Origin of the sequence: Scandinavium sp., from assembly GCF_036271055.1 — a bacterium.
Lineage (GTDB): Bacteria > Pseudomonadota > Gammaproteobacteria > Enterobacterales > Enterobacteriaceae > Scandinavium.
Map to the genome: position 1 here is coordinate 84,536 of NZ_DATBBJ010000027.1, position 21,407 is coordinate 105,942.

At 53.1% G+C, this 21,407-nt stretch carries 19 protein-coding genes; 1 reads left to right on the top strand and 18 read right to left on the bottom strand.

Annotated features, from left to right (window positions below; translation table 11 throughout):
- Nucleotides 1–16: 16 nt before the first annotated feature.
- The 15 genes from cpsG to VH187_RS03400 all read right to left on the bottom strand — a co-directional run bounded on the left by cpsG (nt 17) and on the right by VH187_RS03400 (nt 15,694).
- Entirely contained in the window at nt 17–1,387 is a 1,371-nt protein-coding gene (gene cpsG, locus VH187_RS03330; RefSeq protein ID WP_329700059.1) for a colanic acid biosynthesis phosphomannomutase CpsG, read from the bottom strand.
- 146 nt (nt 1,388–1,533) lie between these two features.
- A complete protein-coding gene (cpsB, locus tag VH187_RS03335) occupies nt 1,534–2,970 on the bottom strand; it encodes a mannose-1-phosphate guanyltransferase (RefSeq protein ID WP_329700231.1) in 1,437 nt (478 codons plus the stop codon).
- A 3-nt stretch (nt 2,971–2,973) separates the two neighbouring features.
- Nucleotides 2,974–4,197 (bottom strand): colanic acid biosynthesis fucosyltransferase WcaI, encoded by a 1,224-nt coding sequence (wcaI, locus tag VH187_RS03340; RefSeq protein WP_329700060.1) that lies wholly within the window; start codon nt 4,195–4,197, stop codon nt 2,974–2,976.
- Complete coding sequence (locus VH187_RS03345) at nt 4,194–4,673, bottom strand: GDP-mannose mannosyl hydrolase (RefSeq protein ID WP_329700061.1); 480 nt, start codon at nt 4,671–4,673, stop codon at nt 4,194–4,196. The genes wcaI and VH187_RS03345 overlap by 4 nt, the downstream gene beginning before the upstream one ends.
- 3 nt (nt 4,674–4,676) lie before the next feature.
- Nucleotides 4,677–5,642, bottom strand: coding sequence for a GDP-L-fucose synthase (gene fcl / locus VH187_RS03350; protein WP_329700062.1), 966 nt, complete (start codon nt 5,640–5,642; stop codon nt 4,677–4,679).
- A gap of 3 nt (nt 5,643–5,645) precedes the next feature.
- Nucleotides 5,646–6,767: a GDP-mannose 4,6-dehydratase gene (gene gmd / locus VH187_RS03355; RefSeq protein ID WP_133461883.1), complete on the bottom strand. Its 1,122-nt coding sequence runs from the start codon at nt 6,765–6,767 to the stop codon at nt 5,646–5,648.
- 16 nt (nt 6,768–6,783) lie between these two features.
- Nucleotides 6,784–7,341, bottom strand: coding sequence for a colanic acid biosynthesis acetyltransferase WcaF (gene wcaF / locus VH187_RS03360; RefSeq protein WP_329700063.1), 558 nt, complete (start codon nt 7,339–7,341; stop codon nt 6,784–6,786).
- Between the two features lie 15 nt (nt 7,342–7,356).
- Complete coding sequence (gene wcaE / locus VH187_RS03365) at nt 7,357–8,103, bottom strand: colanic acid biosynthesis glycosyltransferase WcaE (RefSeq protein ID WP_329700064.1); 747 nt, start codon at nt 8,101–8,103, stop codon at nt 7,357–7,359.
- Between the two features lie 14 nt (nt 8,104–8,117).
- On the bottom strand, nt 8,118–9,338 hold the full coding sequence (gene wcaD, locus VH187_RS03370; protein WP_329700065.1) for a colanic acid polymerase WcaD: 1,221 nt from the start codon (nt 9,336–9,338) through the stop codon (nt 8,118–8,120).
- Nucleotides 9,313–10,530: a colanic acid biosynthesis glycosyltransferase WcaC gene (gene wcaC, locus VH187_RS03375; protein ID WP_329700066.1), complete on the bottom strand. Its 1,218-nt coding sequence runs from the start codon at nt 10,528–10,530 to the stop codon at nt 9,313–9,315. The genes wcaD and wcaC overlap by 26 nt, the downstream gene beginning before the upstream one ends.
- Nucleotides 10,527–11,015 (bottom strand): colanic acid biosynthesis acetyltransferase WcaB, encoded by a 489-nt coding sequence (gene wcaB, locus VH187_RS03380; protein WP_329700232.1) that lies wholly within the window; start codon nt 11,013–11,015, stop codon nt 10,527–10,529. The genes wcaC and wcaB overlap by 4 nt, the downstream gene beginning before the upstream one ends.
- Nucleotides 11,015–11,857, bottom strand: a complete 843-nt coding sequence (wcaA, locus tag VH187_RS03385; protein WP_329700067.1) for a colanic acid biosynthesis glycosyltransferase WcaA — start codon at nt 11,855–11,857, stop codon at nt 11,015–11,017. The genes wcaB and wcaA overlap by 1 nt, the downstream gene beginning before the upstream one ends.
- An 89-nt stretch (nt 11,858–11,946) precedes the next feature.
- Nucleotides 11,947–14,109: a tyrosine-protein kinase Wzc gene (wzc, locus tag VH187_RS03390; protein WP_329700068.1), complete on the bottom strand. Its 2,163-nt coding sequence runs from the start codon at nt 14,107–14,109 to the stop codon at nt 11,947–11,949.
- 2 nt (nt 14,110–14,111) lie between these two features.
- Nucleotides 14,112–14,555 carry a low molecular weight protein-tyrosine-phosphatase Wzb gene (wzb, locus tag VH187_RS03395; protein ID WP_329700069.1) on the bottom strand — a complete coding sequence of 148 codons (444 nt, stop codon included), beginning with the start codon at nt 14,553–14,555 and terminating at the stop codon, nt 14,112–14,114.
- A 5-nt stretch (nt 14,556–14,560) separates the two neighbouring features.
- Nucleotides 14,561–15,694, bottom strand: coding sequence for a polysaccharide export protein (locus VH187_RS03400; protein WP_329700070.1), 1,134 nt, complete (start codon nt 15,692–15,694; stop codon nt 14,561–14,563).
- Nucleotides 15,695–16,365: 671 nt separating this feature from the next.
- Here VH187_RS03400 and VH187_RS03405 point away from each other — a divergent pair.
- Nucleotides 16,366–17,952, top strand: a complete 1,587-nt coding sequence (locus VH187_RS03405; protein ID WP_329700071.1) for a TerC family protein — start codon at nt 16,366–16,368, stop codon at nt 17,950–17,952.
- Nucleotides 17,953–18,000: 48 nt separating this feature from the next.
- Here the strand turns inward: VH187_RS03405 and asmA are convergent, their stop codons facing one another.
- From asmA to udk, 3 genes are all read right to left on the bottom strand, one after another.
- On the bottom strand, nt 18,001–19,848 hold the full coding sequence (gene asmA, locus VH187_RS03410) for an outer membrane assembly protein AsmA (protein WP_329700072.1): 1,848 nt from the start codon (nt 19,846–19,848) through the stop codon (nt 18,001–18,003).
- 25 nt (nt 19,849–19,873) lie between these two features.
- Nucleotides 19,874–20,455 (bottom strand): dCTP deaminase, encoded by a 582-nt coding sequence (gene dcd / locus VH187_RS03415; RefSeq protein ID WP_329700073.1) that lies wholly within the window; start codon nt 20,453–20,455, stop codon nt 19,874–19,876.
- 70 nt (nt 20,456–20,525) lie between these two features.
- Nucleotides 20,526–21,167, bottom strand: a complete 642-nt coding sequence (gene udk, locus VH187_RS03420; protein WP_329700074.1) for a uridine kinase — start codon at nt 21,165–21,167, stop codon at nt 20,526–20,528.
- Between the last annotated feature and the right edge of the window lie 240 nt (nt 21,168–21,407).

Below are 21,407 nucleotides of genomic sequence, written 5' to 3' on the forward strand. Positions count from 1 at the left end.
GGAGAGGGAATGGGCTTTACTGATTCAGCAGGGCCAGAATATCTTTCGTTCGGGCTTCCATCAGCGATGCATCACCGCGAGACTCCACATTCAGACGCACTACCGGCTCGGTGTTCGAAGAGCGCAGGTTGAAACGCCAGTCTTCGAACGCCAGGCTGATGCCGTCGGTGCGGTCGATTTCCAGCGCGTGCTGTGCGAAATGCTGTTCAACACGGGCGATAGCGGAGACCGGCTCAGCCAGTTTGCTGTTGATTTCGCCGCTTGCCGGGAACGCCGCCATACGATCGCGAACCAGCTCGCCCAGGGTTTTACCTTTCACGCACAGCAGCTCGGTCACCAGCAGCCACGGGATCATTCCGCTGTCGCAGTAGGCAAAATCACGGAAATAGTGATGGGCGCTCATTTCGCCGCCGTAGATGGCATCTTCCTGACGCATACGTTCTTTGATAAACGCATGACCGGTTTTCGACATGACCGGCGTGCCGCCTGCCATGTTCACCACGTCAACGGTGTTCCATGACAAACGCGGATCGTGAATGATGCGCTCGCCCGGCTGTTTTTCGAGGAATGCTTCTGCCAGCAGGCCAACAATGTAGTAGCCCTCGATAAACTGACCTTTTTCATCGAACAGGAAGCAGCGGTCGAAATCGCCGTCAAAAGCGATGCCCATATCCGCGTTGTGTTCGATCACCGCATTACGGGTATCGTCGCGACACTCTGGCAGCAGCGGGTTCGGGATGCCGTTAGGGAAATTGCCGTCCGGAGTGTTGTGAACTTTGATGAACGTTACTGGCACATTCAGGGCCTTGAAACGAGCTTCCAGCGCATCAATCACCGGGCCTGCCGCGCCGTTGCCGGAGTTGATCACCAGTTTCAGCGGCTTGAGATTAGCAACGTCAATGTAACCCAGCAGGTGATCGACATAGGCTTTCTGCAAATCGATTTTCTGATAGCTACCGCGCTGTGACTCAATCACTTTCGGGAAATCGTTGGCTTCTGCCAGACGCTGCACATCACGCAGACCCGTGTCGCCACTGATTGGACGCGCGCCTTCGCGCACCAGCTTCATGCCGTTGTAATCCATTGGGTTATGGCTGGCGGTCACTTCAATGCCACCGTCCACGCCGAGGTGGAAAGTGGCGAAATAGATTTCTTCGGTGCCAGACAGGCCGATATCCAGCACATCAACACCCGCATCACGCAGCCCTTTTGCCAGCGCCATTTTCAGCGTTTCGCTAGTCAAACGGACGTCGCCGCCGAGCACGATCGTTTTCGGTTTCAGGTATTCGCCATACGCGCGACCAATCCGCCAGGCGATGTCTTCATTCAGCTCTTCGCCCAGCTTGCCGCGAATATCGTAGGCTTTAAAACAGGTTAATTCAGTCATGGTTTACCTCTTTTCAGGCAACAGAAAGCCCTGACCCAAATGGGCCAAAAATAATGTGGTGTTTTATTGCCGGAGAGCGCTGCGCTTATCTGACCTACAGGATCGTAGGCCCGGTAAGCACAGCGCCACCGGGCAAAGGTAAAGCGTTAGATGCGACCATAACGATCTTCGAATCTCACAATATCGTCCTCTTCGAGGTACGAACCGGAGCGGACTTCAATCAGGTCGAGCGGAATTTTGCCGGGGTTTTCCAGGCAGTGCGTCGCACCGAGCGGGATGTAGATAGATTCGTTTTCGCCAAGCAGCTTCACGTCGTCGTTGATGGTCACCTTCGCGGTGCCTGCCACGATGATCCAGTGTTCGGCGCGGTGATGGTGCATCTGCACTGACAACCCTTCGCCAGGCTTCACGGTGATGCGTTTTACCTGGTAGCGTTCGCCGGAATCGATGGAGTCATATTTCCCCCACGGGCGATACACTTCGCGGTGAATGTGGTGTTCATGACGACCGTCAGCCTTGATTTGTTCCACGACTTTCTTCACGTCCTGCACCGCGTGACGGTTGGCGATAAGCACGGCGTCTTTGGTTTGCACGACGACCAGATCTTTAACACCCACGGTGGTGACCAGACCTGACTCCGCATAAACGTAGCTGTTTTCGGTTTGATGGCTGATAACGTCGCCGTGATGCACATTGCCTTCGGCAGTGTGCTGGCTGATTTCCCACAGCGAAGACCATGAGCCGACATCGCTCCAGCCTGCATCCATCGGAACCACAACCGCATCGGCGGTGCGCTCCATTACTGCGTAGTCAATGGACTCTTCCGGGCAGGCCAGGAATGCCGCTTCATCGACGCGAATAAAATCGAGATCCGGGTCAACCACGCTCATCGCCTTTTCACAGGCTTGCATGATGTCCGGACGGAATTTGCTCAGCTCTTCCAGATAACGCCCGGCGCGGAACAGGAACATGCCGCTGTTCCAGTAATATTCGCCGCTGGAGACATACGCCTGCGCGGTTTCAAGATTGGGTTTTTCCACAAACTGCGCCACGTCGAACGCCACTGCGTCTTTCTCGCCCGGGCTGACTTCGCCGCGACGAATGTAGCCGTAGCCGGTTTCTGGCAGATCCGGCACGATGCCAAACGTCACCAGTTTGCCGCTTTCAGCGTAAGGCACCGCGTCACGCACCGCTGCGCGGAACGCATCTTCATTTTGAATGACGTGATCGGCCGCGAGTACGAGCATCAGCGGGTCACCGTCCGGGCAACTGCGTTTTGCCGCCAGTGCTGCCAGGGCAATCGCTGGCGCGGTATTACGCCCTGCCGGTTCGAGAATAATGTTCTCGGTCAGCTTATTCAGTTTGCGCAGCTGTTCGGCGACGATAAAACGGTGCTGCTCGTTGCAGATAACCACCGGACTTTCGCACTCAACGCCGTTCAGACGGTTTACCGTTGATTGCAGCATCGTCAGGTCGCCTTTCAGGCACAGGAACTGTTTGGGATAAAGGACCCGGGACAGCGGCCACAAACGGCTGCCGGAGCCACCGGCCATCACTACCGGAAAGAGTTGTGTCTGACTCATCATTTAACCCCGAATGTCATCTATAAATTGTTTCAGCACGTTCGTTTTTTCGAGCGTGCGTTCGGCGTAATCGCCTGCAATCACGTTGTGTTGCGGCATTGCCAGCGCGCGTTCGATGCCCTCGACCAGCGCGGGAACCGATTCCGGTTCAACGCAGACCGCAATCCCCGGATGCGTTTCACACAACTGACCGAGTTCGGTGGTGGCCTCAGCGGTGATCACCGCATTGCCGCCTACCGCCAGAATGTTGGTCAGCTTCGACGGCAGCACCGCATCCGCCGCGCCGCGTTTCTGGATAACCAGATGGCAATCGGCCATTTTCAGCAGCGCGGGCAAGGCTTCGTAAGACTGCAACGGGAAGAAACGCACGTTGCTCAGGCCACGTTCGGCGACCTGTTTTTCCAGTCGCGCTTTACCGCCGCCCTGTCCGACAATCACGAACAGCCACGGTTTGTCCTGCAACTCAGCGGCGGCGGCAACGACGTTTTCCAGCCCCTGCTTTTCGCCGATGTTGCCGGAGTAGAGAATAATTTGACGGTCAGCGGGCAAACCCAACTGTTCGCGCAACACCGCCACCTGCGTCGGGTTCACGTCACGAAAACGCGCCACTTCCGACCAGTTGGGGAAGAAAATGACTTTTTCTGCCGCGACACCTTTTTCCTGCGCTTTGTTCATCATCGAGCGCGAAATGGTGGAAACGTTATCGACGCCGTGCAGGCCGCTGCGCTCAAAACGGCTGGCGAGTTTCGCGACTTTGCCGCCCTTACCTTTGCCCGCCATACCGAGGCCGAGCATCGCGTCGACTTCGTAATCCTGAATATGCAGCAGCGTACGAGCGCCGGAGAGTTTCGCCAGCAGCCGCATACCTGGCGTGCAGAACAGTGTCGGCACTACGCCGATAATGCGGTCCGGCTTCCAGCTGCGCTGCGCCATCAGCGGGAAGAAACTGCTCAGCGCAAAGCTGCCGAGGTGAATCAAACGCTTGAGCGTCGAAGGCTGTTTCGGCACGTACAGCGGGCAACGCCAGACGGTGGCGGCCCCTTCTTCGCGGCGATAGCGCCACGCGGAGTAGCGCTCGCCGACTTTCCATTCCGGGTAGTACGGCGGCGCGGTGATCACCCGCACGTCATGCCCTTCCTGTGCCATCCACTCCACCATTTCGCCAGTGTATTTGCCGATACCGGTCAGTTCGGGGGAGTAGTTGATGCCATAGACAAGTATTTTCACAGGCCGGGTGCCTCTGCGCGTTTTTCATCGAGGAAATAGGCGCGACTGTTGTCGTGTACATTGTCTGCCGCCAGTAACGCGCTCTGCGTTAACCAGCGGTAGTCGTTATGCTGCGCGGTTGGCAACTGCAACTCGCTGACGTCAATCTTGAGGCGAAATCCCAGCACCACGTAATGGGTGCTGAAATCGGTGCCGGAAAAATTGTCGTCATAGAAATGCTGCCAGACGCCGTAAAACTGGCCCGCCGACAGCGGCAGGCGCAGACCCAGCTCCGCTTCGGTCAGGCGCGAAAAGGCATCCGCGAGACGTTCATCTTTCTGCACTCGCCCGCCCGGCACGAACCAATAGCCCTGTGCCGGACGGTTGTTCCGTTTCCCGAGCAGAAATTCTCCCTCCGCGTTCTCGACGATCAGATCGAGTGAAATGAGCGGCGTCGAACGCACGACGGTGGCAAAATCTTCTGGCTTCAGAAACATGGCTTATCCCCGGAAACGGTGCTGGTTCTCAAGGAACCACTGGTAAGTGCTGGCGAGCCCTGCTTCCAGCGTCACTTCGTGATACCAGCCGAGCTGATGCAGACGCGACACGTCCAGCAGTTTACGCGGCGTACCGTCCGGTTTAGTGGCATCGAACACCACGCGGCCTTTGTAGCCCACCACTTTGGCAAGGGTTTGCGCCAGTTCGCGAATGGTGCAATCCACACCCGTACCGACGTTAATGTGCGACAGCATCGGCTCGGTGTTTTCCTGCCACACTTCGCGATCCAGTTCCATTACGTGAATGCTTGCCGCAGCCATATCATCGACGTGCAGGAATTCACGCATCGGCGTGCCACTGCCCCACACCACCACGTCAGCCGCGTTGTCTTGCGTGGCTTCGTGGAAACGGCGCAGCAGCGCCGGGATCACGTGGGAATTGCTCGGGTGGAAGTTGTCATGCGGGCCGTACAGGTTGGTCGGCATCACCGAGCGATAGTCGCGGTTATGCTGACGGTTGTACGATTCGCACAGCTTGATCCCGGCGATTTTGGCAATCGCATACGGTTCGTTGGTGGCTTCAAGCGTGCCCTGCAACAATTCGCTTTCCGGGATCGGCTGTTTTGCCATCTTCGGGTAAATGCACGATGAGCCGAGGAACAGCAGCTTGTTCACGTTGTGCATGTGCGCGGCGTGAATGATGTTGCTTTCGATCATCATGTTCTCGTAGATGAAATCAGCCGGGAAGCTGTTGTTCGCCACAATCCCGCCCACTTTCGCCGCAGCCAGATACACCTGGTCGATGCGCGCTTCGGCGAAGAAATCATTCACCGCTTTGCTATCCAGCAGGTTCAGTTGGTCGCGGGTACGCAGCACCAGCTCCACATCACCGCGCTGTTCCAGCTGGCGAACGATGGCTGAGCCCACCATTCCGCGGTGGCCGGCGACAAAAATACGTTGTTTGGTCATGACTCAGGACTCCAGCGCGATGGCTACCTCGTAACCGTGAGCTTTAAGCAGGGAGTGTTTCTTCGCTGCTTCCAGATCGTTGGCAACCATCTCGGAGACCATTTCCTGCAAGGTAATTTCCGGTTTCCAGCCCAGTTTTTCGTGTGCTTTGGTTGGGTCGCCGAGCAGGGTTTCCACTTCCGCAGGACGGAAGTAACGCGGGTCAACGGCAATCATTACGTCACCTGGCTTCACGCCTGGCGCATCGTGACCGGTCACGGAAACAACGATGCCTTTCTCTTCCACGCCCGTGCCTTCAAAGCGCAGTTTGATACCCAGTTGTGCAGCAGCCATTTCAACGAACTGACGGACGGAATACTGCACGCCGGTCGCGATCACGAAATCTTCTGGCGTGTCCTGCTGCAGCATCATCCACTGCATTTTTACGTAGTCTTTGGCATGGCCCCAGTCACGCAGGGAATCCATGTTGCCGAGGTACAGGCACTTCTCCAGACCCTGAGCGATGTTGGCGATCGCACGGGTGATTTTGCGGGTCACGAAGGTTTCACCGCGACGTGGGGATTCGTGGTTAAACAGAATGCCGTTACAGGCAAACATGCCGTAGGATTCACGGTAGTTAACGGTGATCCAGTACGCATAGAGCTTGGCGACAGCATACGGAGAACGCGGGTAGAACGGCGTGGTCTCTTTCTGTGGGATTTCCTGCACCAGACCGTACAACTCAGAAGTGGACGCCTGGTAGAAACGGGTTTTCTTCTCAAGGCCGAGGAAACGAATCGCTTCCAGCAGACGCAGCGTACCCATTGCATCAACGTCAGCGGTGTATTCCGGGGATTCGAAGGAGACAGCAACGTGGCTCATTGCACCCAGGTTGTACACTTCGTCCGGCTGCACTTCTTGCAGAATACGGGTCAGGTTGGAAGAGTCGGTCAGGTCACCATAATGCAGGTGGAATTTCGGGTTAGCTGCATGCGGATCCTGATAGATGTGGTCTACACGCTCGGTGTTGAAAGAAGACGCACGACGCTTAATACCGTGAACTTCATACCCTTTTTCCAGCAACAATTCTGCCAGATAAGAACCATCTTGCCCGGTAACGCCGGTGATGAGTGCGACTTTTGACATGTTTATATTCCTCTACTTACAGGGAGTTAATAGTTTCAACGCGTTCGCGCGTCACCACTGCGGGACTGCCACGGCAAATCACATTTGCCGGTAGCGATTTAAATACGCTGCTGCGCGCGCCAACGACGGTGCCATCACCTATCGTTACGCCGGGTGCGACAAACACATCCGTTGCCAGCCAGCATTTCTCGCCAATCACAATCGGCGTCGCGTTAATATCAAAATGCGCGCTGGTATAATCGTGACTGCCGGTACATAAATAACATTTTTGCGATACCACTGAATTGGCGCCAATCGTTATCTCGCCCAGGGTATATAACACCGCGTCATCACCCACCCATGCGTAATCACCCAAGGTTAATTTCCACGGATAAGTAATTTTTACTGACGGACGAATGACTACGTTTTTTCCTATTTTTGCGCCGAACAGGCGCAATAAAAATGCACGCCAGCGATAAAGTATTTGGGGAGACCACGCAAATAATGTTGCCTGTACCGCCCACCACAATTGCACTTTAATACCGCCCGCGCCCCGGAACCCTTTCGGCACCGAGAATCCGTTTAATTCCTGCATCAATGATCCTTATAATTACGACTTGTTATATAAGGCTTTCGTTTTACCGGTGGTGCGCAGGCGTAATGCCAGAGACATTTCGGCCCAAAAACCCGGCACCCGTAATATCTGACGTTGCACTTTTTTGGCATCTTCACATAATTCCAGATTATTGGAGGTTGACACCCCGCCCATCGAGAATTCTGACACCAGGCCTTTAATTCGCTTGAAGGAATAACCTTCTTTATACATTTTCGCCGCCAGGGCGTAATCCGATGACACGCGATATTGCAGATCGTACGGATAGCGTTGCAGACCACTCAACGGGAAGAAAATAGCCTGATGACTCGCCGGAAGACTGTGGTAAATATACCAGCCCGGTTTTGCACTGCGGCGAACTTTATGCCCGTCACCAAAATCCAGTATTGCGTCACCGATATACATCGCATCATCATTTTTACTGCCGAGCTGACGCACGCTGTGGGCAATCTCTTCGTGGAACACGTCGCCGGAATTCAGGAAGATGGCGAAATTTCCGCGCGACATCTCAATGCCCTTGTTCATGGCGTCGTAGATGCCTTTATCCTTCTCACTGATATAACGTAAGTTATAGTCACTGTTCAGCTTTTCCAGAAACTCGGCGGTGCCATCTGCGGAACCACCGTCCACGACAATCCATTCAAACTCGATGTTCGGATCGCGCGCCAGATGAGCCAATGATGCCCAGGTTTTCACCACGCCTTCATAATTTCGAAATGCAACGGTAATGACACTTAGCAACATTTTTCGATTCCTCGTTAGCTGTCCGTCAGTTTCAGCGCTTTACGCAGAATAAATGGACACACAATTAAAAACGCATATTCCGGGCTAAATATTGAACCGGTAAAAAACAGCGACACGGGAAAGAACAGGAACAACTGCACGCGGAAATTTTGGTTATTACCAAACGCGTTAATCATCATCTTCCCGACTTTCGACATATACCATGCTGTTAATATCACGGCGAACCATGAGAAATAAATCATCAGCAGATACAAACCATTGTCTATGGTTTTACCGACGTCCGCACCGTTAAAGATTCCGAATGATGCGACATATTCGTAAAGAGATCCAAATCGAACCACACCATCAATGTGGGTTAATGAATAACCGACCATCACTAATGGACCAATAATTCGGTAATACGAAGACGATCCTTCCGTTCCGAGATCGCCAAGGCGTTCCGATATATACGGAAAAGCAAAAATCAGACCGACTAAAAAGACCGCAAGGGAAATAATCGCCAGTGGCAATTTTTTACTGATCGCTTCTTTATTCAGATACTGGAATGCCCACTCAAGCAAATAAAACAGAATGAAGGTCATTACGCCTGAAAACGATCCCGAGAGCACTATCCCTGCCAGAATCATAGCATCGGTCTTGGGGGTTTTGATACCAAACTGTTTGATACTGAGCCAAATTGAGATTAGTGCCAGAGCGAAGAACGCAGGTTCGAAATAAAGTGCCGTAGTTCGTTTACCGCCGAACTTAATAAAGTTCAGAACATAGCTGTTACTGTAAATCAGATATTTCGAAATTGTCTCCATCAGACTGCTGCCGCCGCTGAGGATAATCTGTGCCATCTCCAGCGCCGCCAGCATGACGACTAACCCGACCACCACATAAAAGAAGCGCAAAATCTTACGGTAGTTGTGCGCCGAAATCGTTTTGAAGCGAATGCTCCACACCATACCGATGATGATCACGATGTAGACAAACAGCATCGTTGAGGTCACGTATTTGCTGGCGTCCAGCGACTGACCAAAGATGTAGTTGAACACCGTCAGCCCTGCTCCGGCACCGAGTGCAATCATCAGTTTTTTCAGGCTGATGCGCTCGACATACAGCAACAACAGGACCGGTAAAAACGTGACGATGGTGATTGGGAAACTTTCGCCGAGTTGGGCGATTTTAACGTTAACCAGCAGGTAGATTAACGGCAGCAGCAGATAGCTACAGATTCTGATAGAACTCGACATACTCCTCCAGCATCTGTTGTCCACTGTATGCCTGACGGCTGCGCGCGCGGAACGCATCTAACGTTGTCGAAAAAATAGCTTCGGCAATCTGCGCTTTCGGCAACTGAACCAGCTTCACCACTTCTTCGTGGCTGACGGTGCGCCCGCCTGATTTCTCCAGCACTTCCTGCGCCGCCTCGCTTGGCGTGGCAATTACTGGCACGCCGATGGACAGCGCTTCGCAGAGAATTAACGGGTAGTTATCCACGCGGGAGCTGAACAGCAGTGCATCCAGTTGGTTGAGTTCACTCATCAACTGACGCTTGTTGGTCAGAAAGCCGTGGTTGATGACGTTCTTGCCTTCAAACGGCGAGAACTTGCCGAAGGTATGAACTTCAACAGCATCGCCGAGTGCAATAATGTCACGCACCAATTGCTGATTAGTTTTGCCGTCGTAACGCAGGTCATGCGCCACCACTGCAATTTTTGGCTTGCTGCCGGTGACGCTCTGCGGCGTCAGTTCAGCCAGAATTGTTTCGGTCGCCACGTCGATACCGTTATTAATAATCTGACAATGGCCTTCGCCGTACAGACGGTTGAACGCATCGGCGACGTGCTGGCTCGGGGAGATAAACTGGCAGCCGAGCGCGATCATTTCGCGGAACAGCTGGCGTTTACCGCCGACTAACTGGCTGGCACGGTCAATTTTTACTGGTGGGTAGTTGGTCAACGTCGGGCATTTCCCGCAGCCGCTTTTCCACTCTTCACAGCCGTCGAGAAACGCACAGCGCCCTGTTACGCTCCAGTGATCGTGCAGCGTCCAGACAAAACGCACATCGCGTTTGTGCTCTTTCAGCTTGTGGCAAAAATCCACCACTTCTTCGAGATTCAGCCAGTAGCTGTGCAGCACATGAAAATGCAACACCACCGGCCCGGACGTACGGGTCACGGTGCGATAAAGATTGTTGAGATTGCCAAACACGTCGCGGTTGAACAGACGGAACAGCGCCAGATTTGCCATGGAGGTAAAGCGTGCGGTCTGTTTGATCACGTTTGGGTAGTCGTCATGGCTGACGCTTTTCTTGCCGCCTTTGCCGTAACCGTAGACGAAGCGTGAAGACAAACCCTTTTGCAGCGCGCGCTGATGTAAATCCAGCGCCACGCCAGCCGCCCCGCCTTCGGCGAGACGAACGTTAAATTGCAGAATATTCATTTGAGCACCTTTACTCGCGCTTTTTCACCGACCACCAGCGCATTGTCCGGTACGTCATCCAGCACGACGCTGCCCGCGCCGACGGCAACGTTGTTGCCGATTTTGATATCGCCGATGATCACCACGTTGGCACCCAGCTCCACGCCGTTGCCAATCACCGGACAGGCCAGATTATCTGCGCCACGGTTGCCAATGGTAACGCCGTGACGAATGGTGAAATCATCGCCCGCGACCACGAATTTATTGATAACAACCGCGTAGCCATGATGAATGGTGAAACGACGGCCAATGGTCGCGGCAGCCTGAATTTCGTAACCAAAAAGGCATTCGGTGACGAAGCGATACATCAGCAACATCGGGGCGGCCCAGATATTGTTGATGACGCTTTTCTTGCGCCAGACAGAACAGAAATGGGCGATGCGGTACGCCATCACCATGCAGCACGGACGCAGGCTCCAGCTATTTGCGCGTAAATCTTCCAGCATCATTTCCCCCGCAGGCCATCGGCCAGACGTTTTCCGTTACGCACCGACAACAGCGTCAACAACGTGCGCCAGTTCATGCGCTTGTTGCGAATCTGGTAAAGCGTGAACAGCTGATACTTTTTGCTCGCGCGGTCGAATTTGCCTTTGTGCTTGCGGTAGAAATGGAAATAGCCGGAAAACTTTTTCGGCGACGACGTAATCTGCATTTCACCGTGGTTGATGTGCAGAATTTGTGTTGCTTCTTCCACTTTCCACGGCTCGCCGTATTCGGTCACCATGCGCAGAAAAATGTCGTAATCCTGCGCGGCTTTCAGTTCGGTATCGAACAGACACTCTTTGAAACGCCACGCCCAACTGAACACCTGATTACCGATGATGTTGCGCTTGAAGAACAACTTGCGGGAATACGGTGATTTCGGGTACAGCGGCAGACTGGCTGGCTGCGAATAAACTTCCCCTTCGCAGACATAGTCGTTGGCATACAGAAAGGCGTGAGTCACCAGTTGGTGTTTGTGCTCAAGGAACACTGACAGGCGGTTAGGCGTCCATTCGTCATCATCATCAATGCCAGTAATGAAATGGCCTTTCGCCTGCAATATCGCCTGGTTACGCACGGCACAAGCGCCCGAGTTGAAATCGTTACGGGTGTAGCGCACGCGCGGATCGTTCAACCCGTCGACAAACTGTTGCAGCTGTTCAAAGGAAGAGGAACAGTCGTCAACAATCATCAGCTCCCAGTGCGGGTAATCCTGGCGCAGCACCGATTTGATGGCGCGGATAGCCAGCTGTTGCCGGTTCCAGGTGGGCATATAAATGGAAATCAGAGGGCTTGGTGTTGTCATTTTGTTCCCCGACTTGCTGAGATGGCCCCTCTCCCCGCCCCTCTCCAGGCGGAGAGGGGAACACTCCCTGGGAGGGAGAGGAGAAAAGGTTATTTACTGTCAGATTTGTATTCGTACTCGTAGTAGCCGTAGTCCTGATAACCGGTGGCCCGACGGAAGATGGAGTTGAGAATAACGCCTTTAACCTGAATGCCGTTTTGCTCGAAGCGGCTTAGGCTGGTTTCCACTTCTTTCAGAGTGTTGACCGCGTAACGCGCGACCATCAGCGTGGTGCCTGCGTGACGACCAACAATGCCCGCATCGGTGACAGCCAGAATCGGCGGGGTATCGATCAGCACGAGATCGTACTGACTGCTCGCCCATTTAATCAGCTCGGCAAAGCGGTCGCTCATCAACAATTCGGACGGATTGGGCGGCACCTGACCACGCGTGACCAAATCGAAGTTGGTGATTGACGTCTTTTTGGCGCAGTTGGCGATATCCGATTTTCCCACCAGCACTTCTGACAAACCGTGTTCGTTGGTCGTCCCCAGCAGTTCATGGGTGTAGCCTTTACGCATATCGCAGTCGATCAGCAGTACGCGTTTGCCGGTCTGACTGATGACTGCCGCGAGGTTGGCACAGACAAACGTTTTACCGATAGACGGGCTGACCCCGGTCATCATCAACACGTTGTTGGTGGCCTGCATCATCGCGAAGTGCAGGCTGGTTCGCAGGCTGCGCACCGCTTCGATGGCGAGATCAGTAGGATTCCCCACCGCCAACAGTTGGCTTTGCTTGTAGCGCTTGATGCCTTTGACGGTTTTCACCTGATCACGCTTTTTCTGCCATTCCGACAGCGGAATGCTGGCGTAGACATTAATGCCGTTATCTTCCAGCACCTGCGGGCTTTCGATTCCGCGATTAAACAGTGAACGCAGCAGCACGCCGAGAATAGACAGCATTAGGCCGAGAATGATACCGCCAAAGATAATCAGCGCTTTTTTCGGCTTGAGTACGCCAGGCTGGGTGATGGCAGAATCTACGATACGCACGTCGCCGACGGTGCTCGCTTCCTGAATTTTCAGCTCCTGCTGTTTGTTCAGCAGTTGCATATACACCTGCTGACCAGATTCGACATCACGGGTCAGACGCACAATTTCCTGCTGCGTTTCTGGCATTGCTGTAATGCGTTTGTTGAGATTCGCCTTCTCATCTTCCAGCGTTTTACGTTTTTCCAGCAGCGTGCGGTATGCAGGGTGACGTTTGGTGTAGAGCTTGGAAATCTCGGCTTCGCTGAACGTCAACTGGTTAAGCTGAGCGTCAATATTGACGACAGAATCCAGTACCGATTTCGCTTCCAGCGACATATCGACCGAATCTTTCTGCTGGCGATAAGCGTTGAGTTTGTTTTCCGCGTCATCAAGATGGGTGCGCACTTCCGGCAGTTGCTTGGCGAGGAAACGCAGGCTGCGGGAGGCTTCTTCTGATTTACGTTCAACGTTTTGCGCTAAATAGTTGTCGGCAATACTGTTGAGGATTTCGCGGATCTGATCTTTATCTTCGCCGGTATAGGTCAGGCTCAACACACCCGTGTCTTTGCCGTTTTCCGTCACCGCGAGGTTGTTTTGCAGGGTGTTGATCATCCCAAGCGTTGAGTATTTGGTGACGGTAAATTCACCGCCCTTCTGCGCATGGATAGCGCTGACCAATAGCGTAAGACCAGATTTGTTCAGCGGCACGCCAACTTCACCCTTGGCGCTGAAACCGCCGTCACTGGTCAGTTGATAGCTGTTCGGCCCCAACACTTCCAGAGTAAAGGTTTGCTCGCGCATCCCGGCTGGCGGGTTAAAGGTTTCGACGTTCACGCTTTCATTGGCGCGACCCATCAGGCGTTCCCAGCCGGAACCGAAAATCGGCATCACGTTTTTGGTGACGGCGATATCCAGGTTAAGGTCGTCCACCGTTTTGCCAAGCACCATGCGCGACTGGATCAGCTGCATTTCCGCATCTGATGCAGGCGGCTTGCTGTTCAGCGCCGAGTTTAAATCCTGCACCAGCGAGCTGCTGGTGTCCTGCTCGATCTGCACCAGCGCGTCGGCACTATAAATCGGCGTCGCAAAAAGGGTGTACACCACGGCGGCAGCGGCAAACACAGCGGTAATGCCGAGCACCCACCATTTGGCTTCCACCACCGTGCCGACCAGGCGGCCAATATCGATTTCATCACTGCCCGACGCGTGCGGGAGCGCCTGTTTTACGTTATCTGTCATTGTTATCCCTGCTGTACTTTCAGTGCCTGCGCCCATTGACGCGCAGACTGATCGAGTAAGTGGTAAACCGCTTCAAAAGCGTCGCGACTTTTGCGATAAGGATCGGGGATCTCACGTTCATCGTCCCAATGGCCAAACAGCATCACTTTGCCGCGCATTTCCGGTGCGATTTCGCACAACCGGGCAATGTGGCGTTTTTCCATAGTCAGAATGAGGTCGTATTCGCGACACATCTTTCCGGAAATTTGACGGGCGCAATGCCCGTCCAGGGAAATGTTGTGAATGGCGGCGATGCTTGCCGCACTGTCGTCAGCTCCTTTACCGACCAGCGCACCTAAGCCCGCTGACTCGACGTTGAGCGACGGAAGATAATTTTTCAGCAACCGCTCCCCCGTTGGGGAGCGGCAGATATTGCCGACGCATACCACCAGAATTTTGTTGAACATAATGGTTACCAGGTATGGATATCTTTCGCCGCATCCGTCATGTAGCGAACGCCACTGATGGTTGGCAGCAGTTGGTTGATGAGACGGTTCCAACGGGTGATCGGTGCGGTCGTGACGTACACCACGTCATACGGTTGAAGCGTGAAGTTGGTCGCCATCACCAGCGAAGTGGCATCGGACATATCGAGCTGATAAACGTTGGCAATCTTGCCGTTCTTGTCGTCTTTCAGCGGACGGATAACGAAGATGCCGGTTGCGTCCGAGGCCGTCATATCGATGCCTTCGGCCTGGCCAAGTGCTTCGGTCAGCGTCATGCCGCTGAAGTCCATTTTGAGGGTGCTCTGTTTCTTCACTTCGCCCATCACGAAGACTTTGAGGTCATCGTTGCGCGGCACGAACAGGATGTCGCCCGGATATAGCAGACGGTTCTGGCTCAGATCGCCGTTTTGCATCAGCGCTTGCAGGGAAATCCGTTCTTCTTTGCCGTTGTGCGTCAGCACCACGTTGCGCCAGTCGGCGAGATCGGTGAGCCCCCCGGCGCCGTTGATGGCGTCCAGCACCGTCAGCGGCACGTTGGTAATAGGCTGTTGACCGGATTTATTCACCTGGCCCGACACATAGGCTTTCTGTGAACGGAATGCCGCGACATTCACATCGACCTGTGGGTCAGTAATATAGGTTGCGAGTCGGCCGGTGATGATGTCGCGGATTTCCGACAGCGTTTTGCCCACCACCTGCACGCGACCAATATAAGGATAGAAAATGGAGCCGTCTGGCTGGACCCAGTTACCGGTATCGCTGGAGCTGCGGTACTGACCCGCTGGCGTCGTGAGTTCCGGGTGGTCCCAGACGGTGACGCTAAGCACGTCGCCCGCGCCCACGCGATACTGATAATTGCTTAACTCCTGATCCAGCGACATGTTTGGCTGTGCCACATTAGGACGTGGGCGCAGTTGGTCAATCAGTCGCGGGGTCAGCGGATAAACATTCACCATCCGGTCAATGTCAAAATCAGCATCTTGCTGCTTGATAACATCTTTTCCGAAGGTCGACATATTGCTGCCGGGTAAAACCGTGCAACCACTCATCAGGATTGCAGACACCAATAATGGCATCAATTTCAGTTGGGATTTCATCATTGATTATTTATCACTTTGGCAGAGAAATTATCCTGTGCGAATAAAACAAACCAGAATACTTTCCGGTCATTTACATTGAGAATGCCGTTAACCTAAACGAAATATAACTGGCATCATTCCTAAAAAGACTTTATCCATCCGCAAGCAGTTGACAGAATAATCGAGGTTGAATCATGAGCCTTCAGGCACGCTACCGCCCTTGGCTTTCAGTTACCAATCTACTGTTCAATCATAAAGTTATGTGCAATCACGGTGCGTAAACCAGCCCGCAAGAGAGATGATGTATAAAACAGCAAACATTCTGTTCTTCACTAAGGATAAAATGAGAGCAGAAATCTAATATTAATTTATACGTTCGGATTGTTGCAGCAATGCCAATATCCGACAAGGTAACTACTCCTATCGCCATTGTTTTTAGGATAAATATTAAGAAATTTCGCTGACTTTTAGGATTATCTTTATATTGACATAAAACCCATAAAGACCACTCGATGGATATATACGAAAAAACATGAAAAAGAGATAATTAATAACAGAAACAATAGGGTTATATTTATACCCAACAATCATTTCAATTTAAGATTATCCTCAATCACTATTGCAATTTTGAATGCCGTTATCCATGATTTCATTGTGACAATGGTCATATTACAAAAGGTATCAGACATCATATGGAATGGATTGCCGATCCCTCTATCTGGGCAGGGCTTATCACTTTAGTGGTCATCGAGCTGGTGCTCGGGATTGATAATCTGGTGTTCATCGCGATCCTCGCGGAAAAACTGCCTCCCGCAGAGCGCAACCGGGCGCGTGTCACCGGGCTGATTCTGGCAATGGTGATGCGCCTGCTGCTGCTGGCCTCTATCTCCTGGCTGGTCACCCTCACCCGCCCGCTGTTTACGGTTCGCGATCTCAGCTTTAGCGCACGCGATTTAATCATGCTCGGCGGGGGCCTGTTCTTGCTGTTTAAAGCAACGGTTGAGCTTAACGAACGGCTGGAAGGTAAAGACAACGACGGCCCCACTCAGCGCAAAGGCGCCAAATTTTGGGCGGTGGTCGCGCAGATTGTGGTGCTCGACGCCGTTTTCTCTCTCGATTCAGTGATTACCGCCGTCGGAATGGTCGACCATTTGTTGGTGATGATGGCCGCCGTGGTGATTGCTATCAGCATGATGCTGCTCGCCAGCAAAGCGTTGACACGCTTCGTCAACAGTCACCCCACCATCGTGATTTTATGTTTAAGCTTCCTGCTGATGATTGGCTTTAGTCTTGTGGCGGAAGGTTTTGGGTTCTACATCCCGAAAGGGTATTTGTACGCGGCGATCGGTTTCTCAGTGATGATTGAAGCGTTGAACCAATTGGCGAATTTTAACCGCCGCCGTTTCTTGTCTGCCAACCAAAGCCTGCGAAGCCGTACCACCGAAGCCGTGCTGCGCCTGCTTAGTGGGCATAAAGAAGAGGCTGAACTGGATGCACAAACCGCCTCGTTGATTGCCGATCACAAAGACGAACCGATTTTCGCTCCACAGGAACGCCGGATGATTGAGCGCGTGCTGAATCTTAATCAGCGTAGCGTCAGCAGCATCATGACCTCGCGCCATGATATTGAGCATATCGATCTCAGTGCGCCTGAGTCCGACATCCGCGCCCTGCTTGATAAAAACCAACATACGCGGTTGGTTGTTACCGGCGGTGATAATGACGAAGAAATGCTAGGCGTAGTGCACATTATTGATTTGCTCCAGCAATCGCTGAACGGCGAGCCACTGGATTTACGCGCGCTGGTACGCCAACCGCTGGTGTTCCCTGAAACGCTGCCGCTACTGCCCGCGCTGGAGCAGTTCCGCAACGCCCGTACGCATTTTGCTTTTGTGGTAGATGAATTTGGTTCCGTCGAAGGGATTGTGACATTAAGTGACGTGATGGAAACCATCGCCGGGAATTTACCGAATGAAGTGCAGGAGATTGATGCGCGCCATGATATCCAGAAGAATGCCGATGGCAGCTGGACTGCCAATGGTCACATGCCACTGGAAGATTTAGTGCAGTTTGTGCCGATGCCACTTGACGAGAAACGCGAGTATCACACCATCGCCGGGTTGCTGATGGAACATTTGCAGCGCGTACCGACCAACGGAGAAACCGTTGAGATAGAGGGTTACACGCTGAAAACCTTGCAAGTGGAAAATCATCGCGTCCAGCGTGTGCAAATTATCCCGCCCGTGCAGGACGACGACGCACTGAATTACGAGGTTTGATGAAATGCCACGCCGGGCTGTATCGCCCGGCGTGGAAAAGAGAGGCGCTTAGAGCTTATCCAGCAGCTTTTTCACATCTTTGCCCGACTGGCTGTCCTGGTTTTTGTCGGCCCAGGCTTTCAGACGATCGCGCGCTTCATTTTGCAATTGCTTACGCAGCACCTGATCGACTTGCAGACTGTAGTTGAGCTCGGTCCACTTGCCGTAGACGCGTAACGGAATGGCCGTTTGCTTGAGGGTATCGATAAGCTTGCTTTCGCCCTCCCAGCCTTCCAGCACACGTACATTAAAGCGCATGTCGCCTTCTTCTTTGACGAGATCAAGCGTGCCCTGACCATCCAGCGCCAATAAGGACGATTTACCGGACATCTCATTCAACGTCATCATCCCATTGTCGAGCGACAGATCACTTGAGAATGCATCCAGACGGGTGGCGCTTTCCAGGTTTTCTTTCGCTTTCACATGGGTGCTACGTTCGACGGCCTGCTGCACCAGTTGCTGGAAGTTCAGACCTTCGGCTCTCGAATCCAGCAACGACAATTTCGCCTGCCCTTGCCAGCTGCGACGGAAGTTATCAGCATCAATCTTGTCACCACTGAATTCACCCTCGAGAGACAGCTTACCGGTGAGGTCGATGGGATAATTAAACGCTTTCAGCAGCGTACCAATTTGAATATTTTCAAGCTTCGGCTGGAAAGTGGATACCGGCGTATTATTACGGGCATCCAGACTTCCCGGCAGCGACATGGTGCCGTCATCGAGCTTGCCCTGTAACTTCGCAATGTTAAGCAAACCAAAATCGTTGCTGGCCTGCATTGCAACATCTTTGAAATTCATCCCACGCCACAATACCTGGCTGGCATCAAGCTGAACGGCGGCGCTGAATCCGCGCAGGCTGGCGTAATCAGGGCCACTGCCATTATCGGCAATGACCGGACGCTGTAAGCGCGGTTGGCTTTGTCCCTGTTGATTCACATTCGCATTGGCCGACGGATTGGCCTGAGACAGCAAATTATCAAGATTCAGTTTGTCGGACTGCAAATTTAACTGCCACTGCGGCTTATCGCCGAGCACCACGCTACCTTCGCCCGCAAGCTTGCTGTCATTGGCTGCCAGTTGGAGTTGGCTAAAACTGATGCGTTTTTGGTCATCCTGCCATTCGGCCTGGAACGAACCCTGACCGCTAATCCCCTGCGCAGGAAGATCTGCGCCCTGGAGTTGCCAGTTAAGCTGGCTAAAATTGGCCGTCAGCGCATGCGGGTAATCGCCTGCATTCACGTTCGCAGTGAAAGAAAGATTCAGGTCACGCTGGTCACGGTTGACACGCCCGGAGAATTCAACGTTTGCCTGGTAATGCTTGTCCTGCTCCATTTGCAGTTTGATATCACGCACGGTGATTTGCTCGTCGCCTTCATGCTGGAAGACCAGCACGCTGTCAGCGACTTCCAGCCTTGCAACGTCAAATGACCAGCCACGATCTTCCGGTGCCTGCGGCAACGTATTGTCACGAGGCGCAACCGGCGCGGCGTTGTTTTTCACCGCTTCCGTTTTCGGTGTCAGTTCAATCACCGCGCCTTTAAGCATCACCTGATTAACCTGCAACTGATGTGACAGCAACGGCATCAGCGCCACATCAAGGCGCATGTTATCGGCTTTCACCAGCGGTGCGCTCGCGCCCGGTTCCGTCAGGGTCATTCTGCCGGAAAGAATACTGAGCTGCGGCCAGACGTGCCAACGCAGCGGGCCATCTAATTGCAGTTGATAGCCGCTGCGGTCCGCTACCTGACGCACCAGATAGTCGCGAAAATCGTTCGGGTTAACCAGCAGCACCAGCGCTGAAAGGCCGGCCACAATCACCACCAGCAGTATCATCAGCGTTGTCAGAATTCGTCTCATGATTTCTCCGAGGTGTCCGTCACACTCAGTCTTTATCGATGCGACTGGCAACCGCACCTTGCTGATCGCGATATTTCGCGTCTTCGCGGCGGTTGTAAGGACGCGCAGCCGGGCCGGTCAGCGGCTCAAAGCTAAGTGCGCCGATAAGCATCCCCGGGCGTAAAGCCAGCGGCAATTTGCCCGAGTTATAGAATTCAAGCACGATGCAACCGGACCAGCCGGGATCGATGCGGTGCGCGGTGACATGAACCATCAGGCCCAGTCGCGCGAGCGAGGAACGTCCATCAAGCCAGCCGACCAGATCGGCAGGAATGGTGACAGATTCTAAGGTGACAGCCAGCGCCAGTTCGCCCGGATGCAGGAAAAAGGCATCGCCTTCGGCAAGCACTATTTCTTCACTCATCACTTTATCGAGCGCCGCGCTGACTTCCGCTTTTGGCCCGCTAAGATCGATGAATGCTGCCGTGTGCCCGCTAAACGTACGGAATTTATTGCCGAGGCGTACGTCCACCGTCGCACCATTAATGCGTTCAATCGGCGGTCGTGGGGAAATTGTCAGACGGCCTTCATCCAGCCAGGCTTCAATATCTCGGTCACACAGACGCATGCGCTATCTCCTTTAATGCATTTGCCCGGCGTCTGCCGGGCCAGTATGCACAGTACATAATTCGGGGGAATTATTCAAAAAACTGACTGATTTTGGCCTTCAGGATATCAATGGCGATGCGGTTTTTTCCGCCGCGCGGCACAATAATATCGGCGTACTGTTTAGACGGTTCGATGAATTGCAGGAACATAGGACGTACAGTTTTCTGATACTGCGCCATCACTGAATCCATCGAGCGACCGCGTTCGTTAACATCACGCTTAATACGGCGCATCAAACAGATGTCCAGCGGTGTATCAACAAAAATAGAGAAGTTCATCTCTTCACGAAGACGCGCATCCGTCAGCAGCAAAATCCCTTCGAGGATGATGACTTTCTTCGGTTTGATGTGAACGGTCTGCGGCATACGTGTATGTTCTACGTAGCTGTAAACCGGCAGTTCAATGGTTTCGCCGCGCTTGAGCATCTGCAAATGCTGATACAACAGACTGTGGTCCATCGCACTCGGATGGTCATAGTTGGTTTTAACACGATCTTCCATCGACAGATGACTCTGGTCTTTGTAATAGCTGTCTTCAGGGATCACACCAATATGTTCATCGCCAACTTGTTCACGTAATTCACGATAAAGCGTGCTGGAGATGAGACTTTTACCCGAAGCCGATGCGCCGGCAATGCCTATAATGACGCACTGATGAGACTTATCAGTCATAAATTTTTGCGACCTGATTAACCTGGATGAGAGGAAGGGTGACGCCGGAGCGCCAAACGCGGCAATTATAGGGATTTCAGCCCGTCGATACCAGTCGAAAACGACATTCACGCTTGTTGGGGCGAAAAGTGACTATTCACAAATTAATATGTTCACTTTTCCAACGTCTTAGACACTTTTTGCGCACCACGCCGAATTTATCTCTCAATGCTGTTAAATAATGACCAGACGCCATAGGAA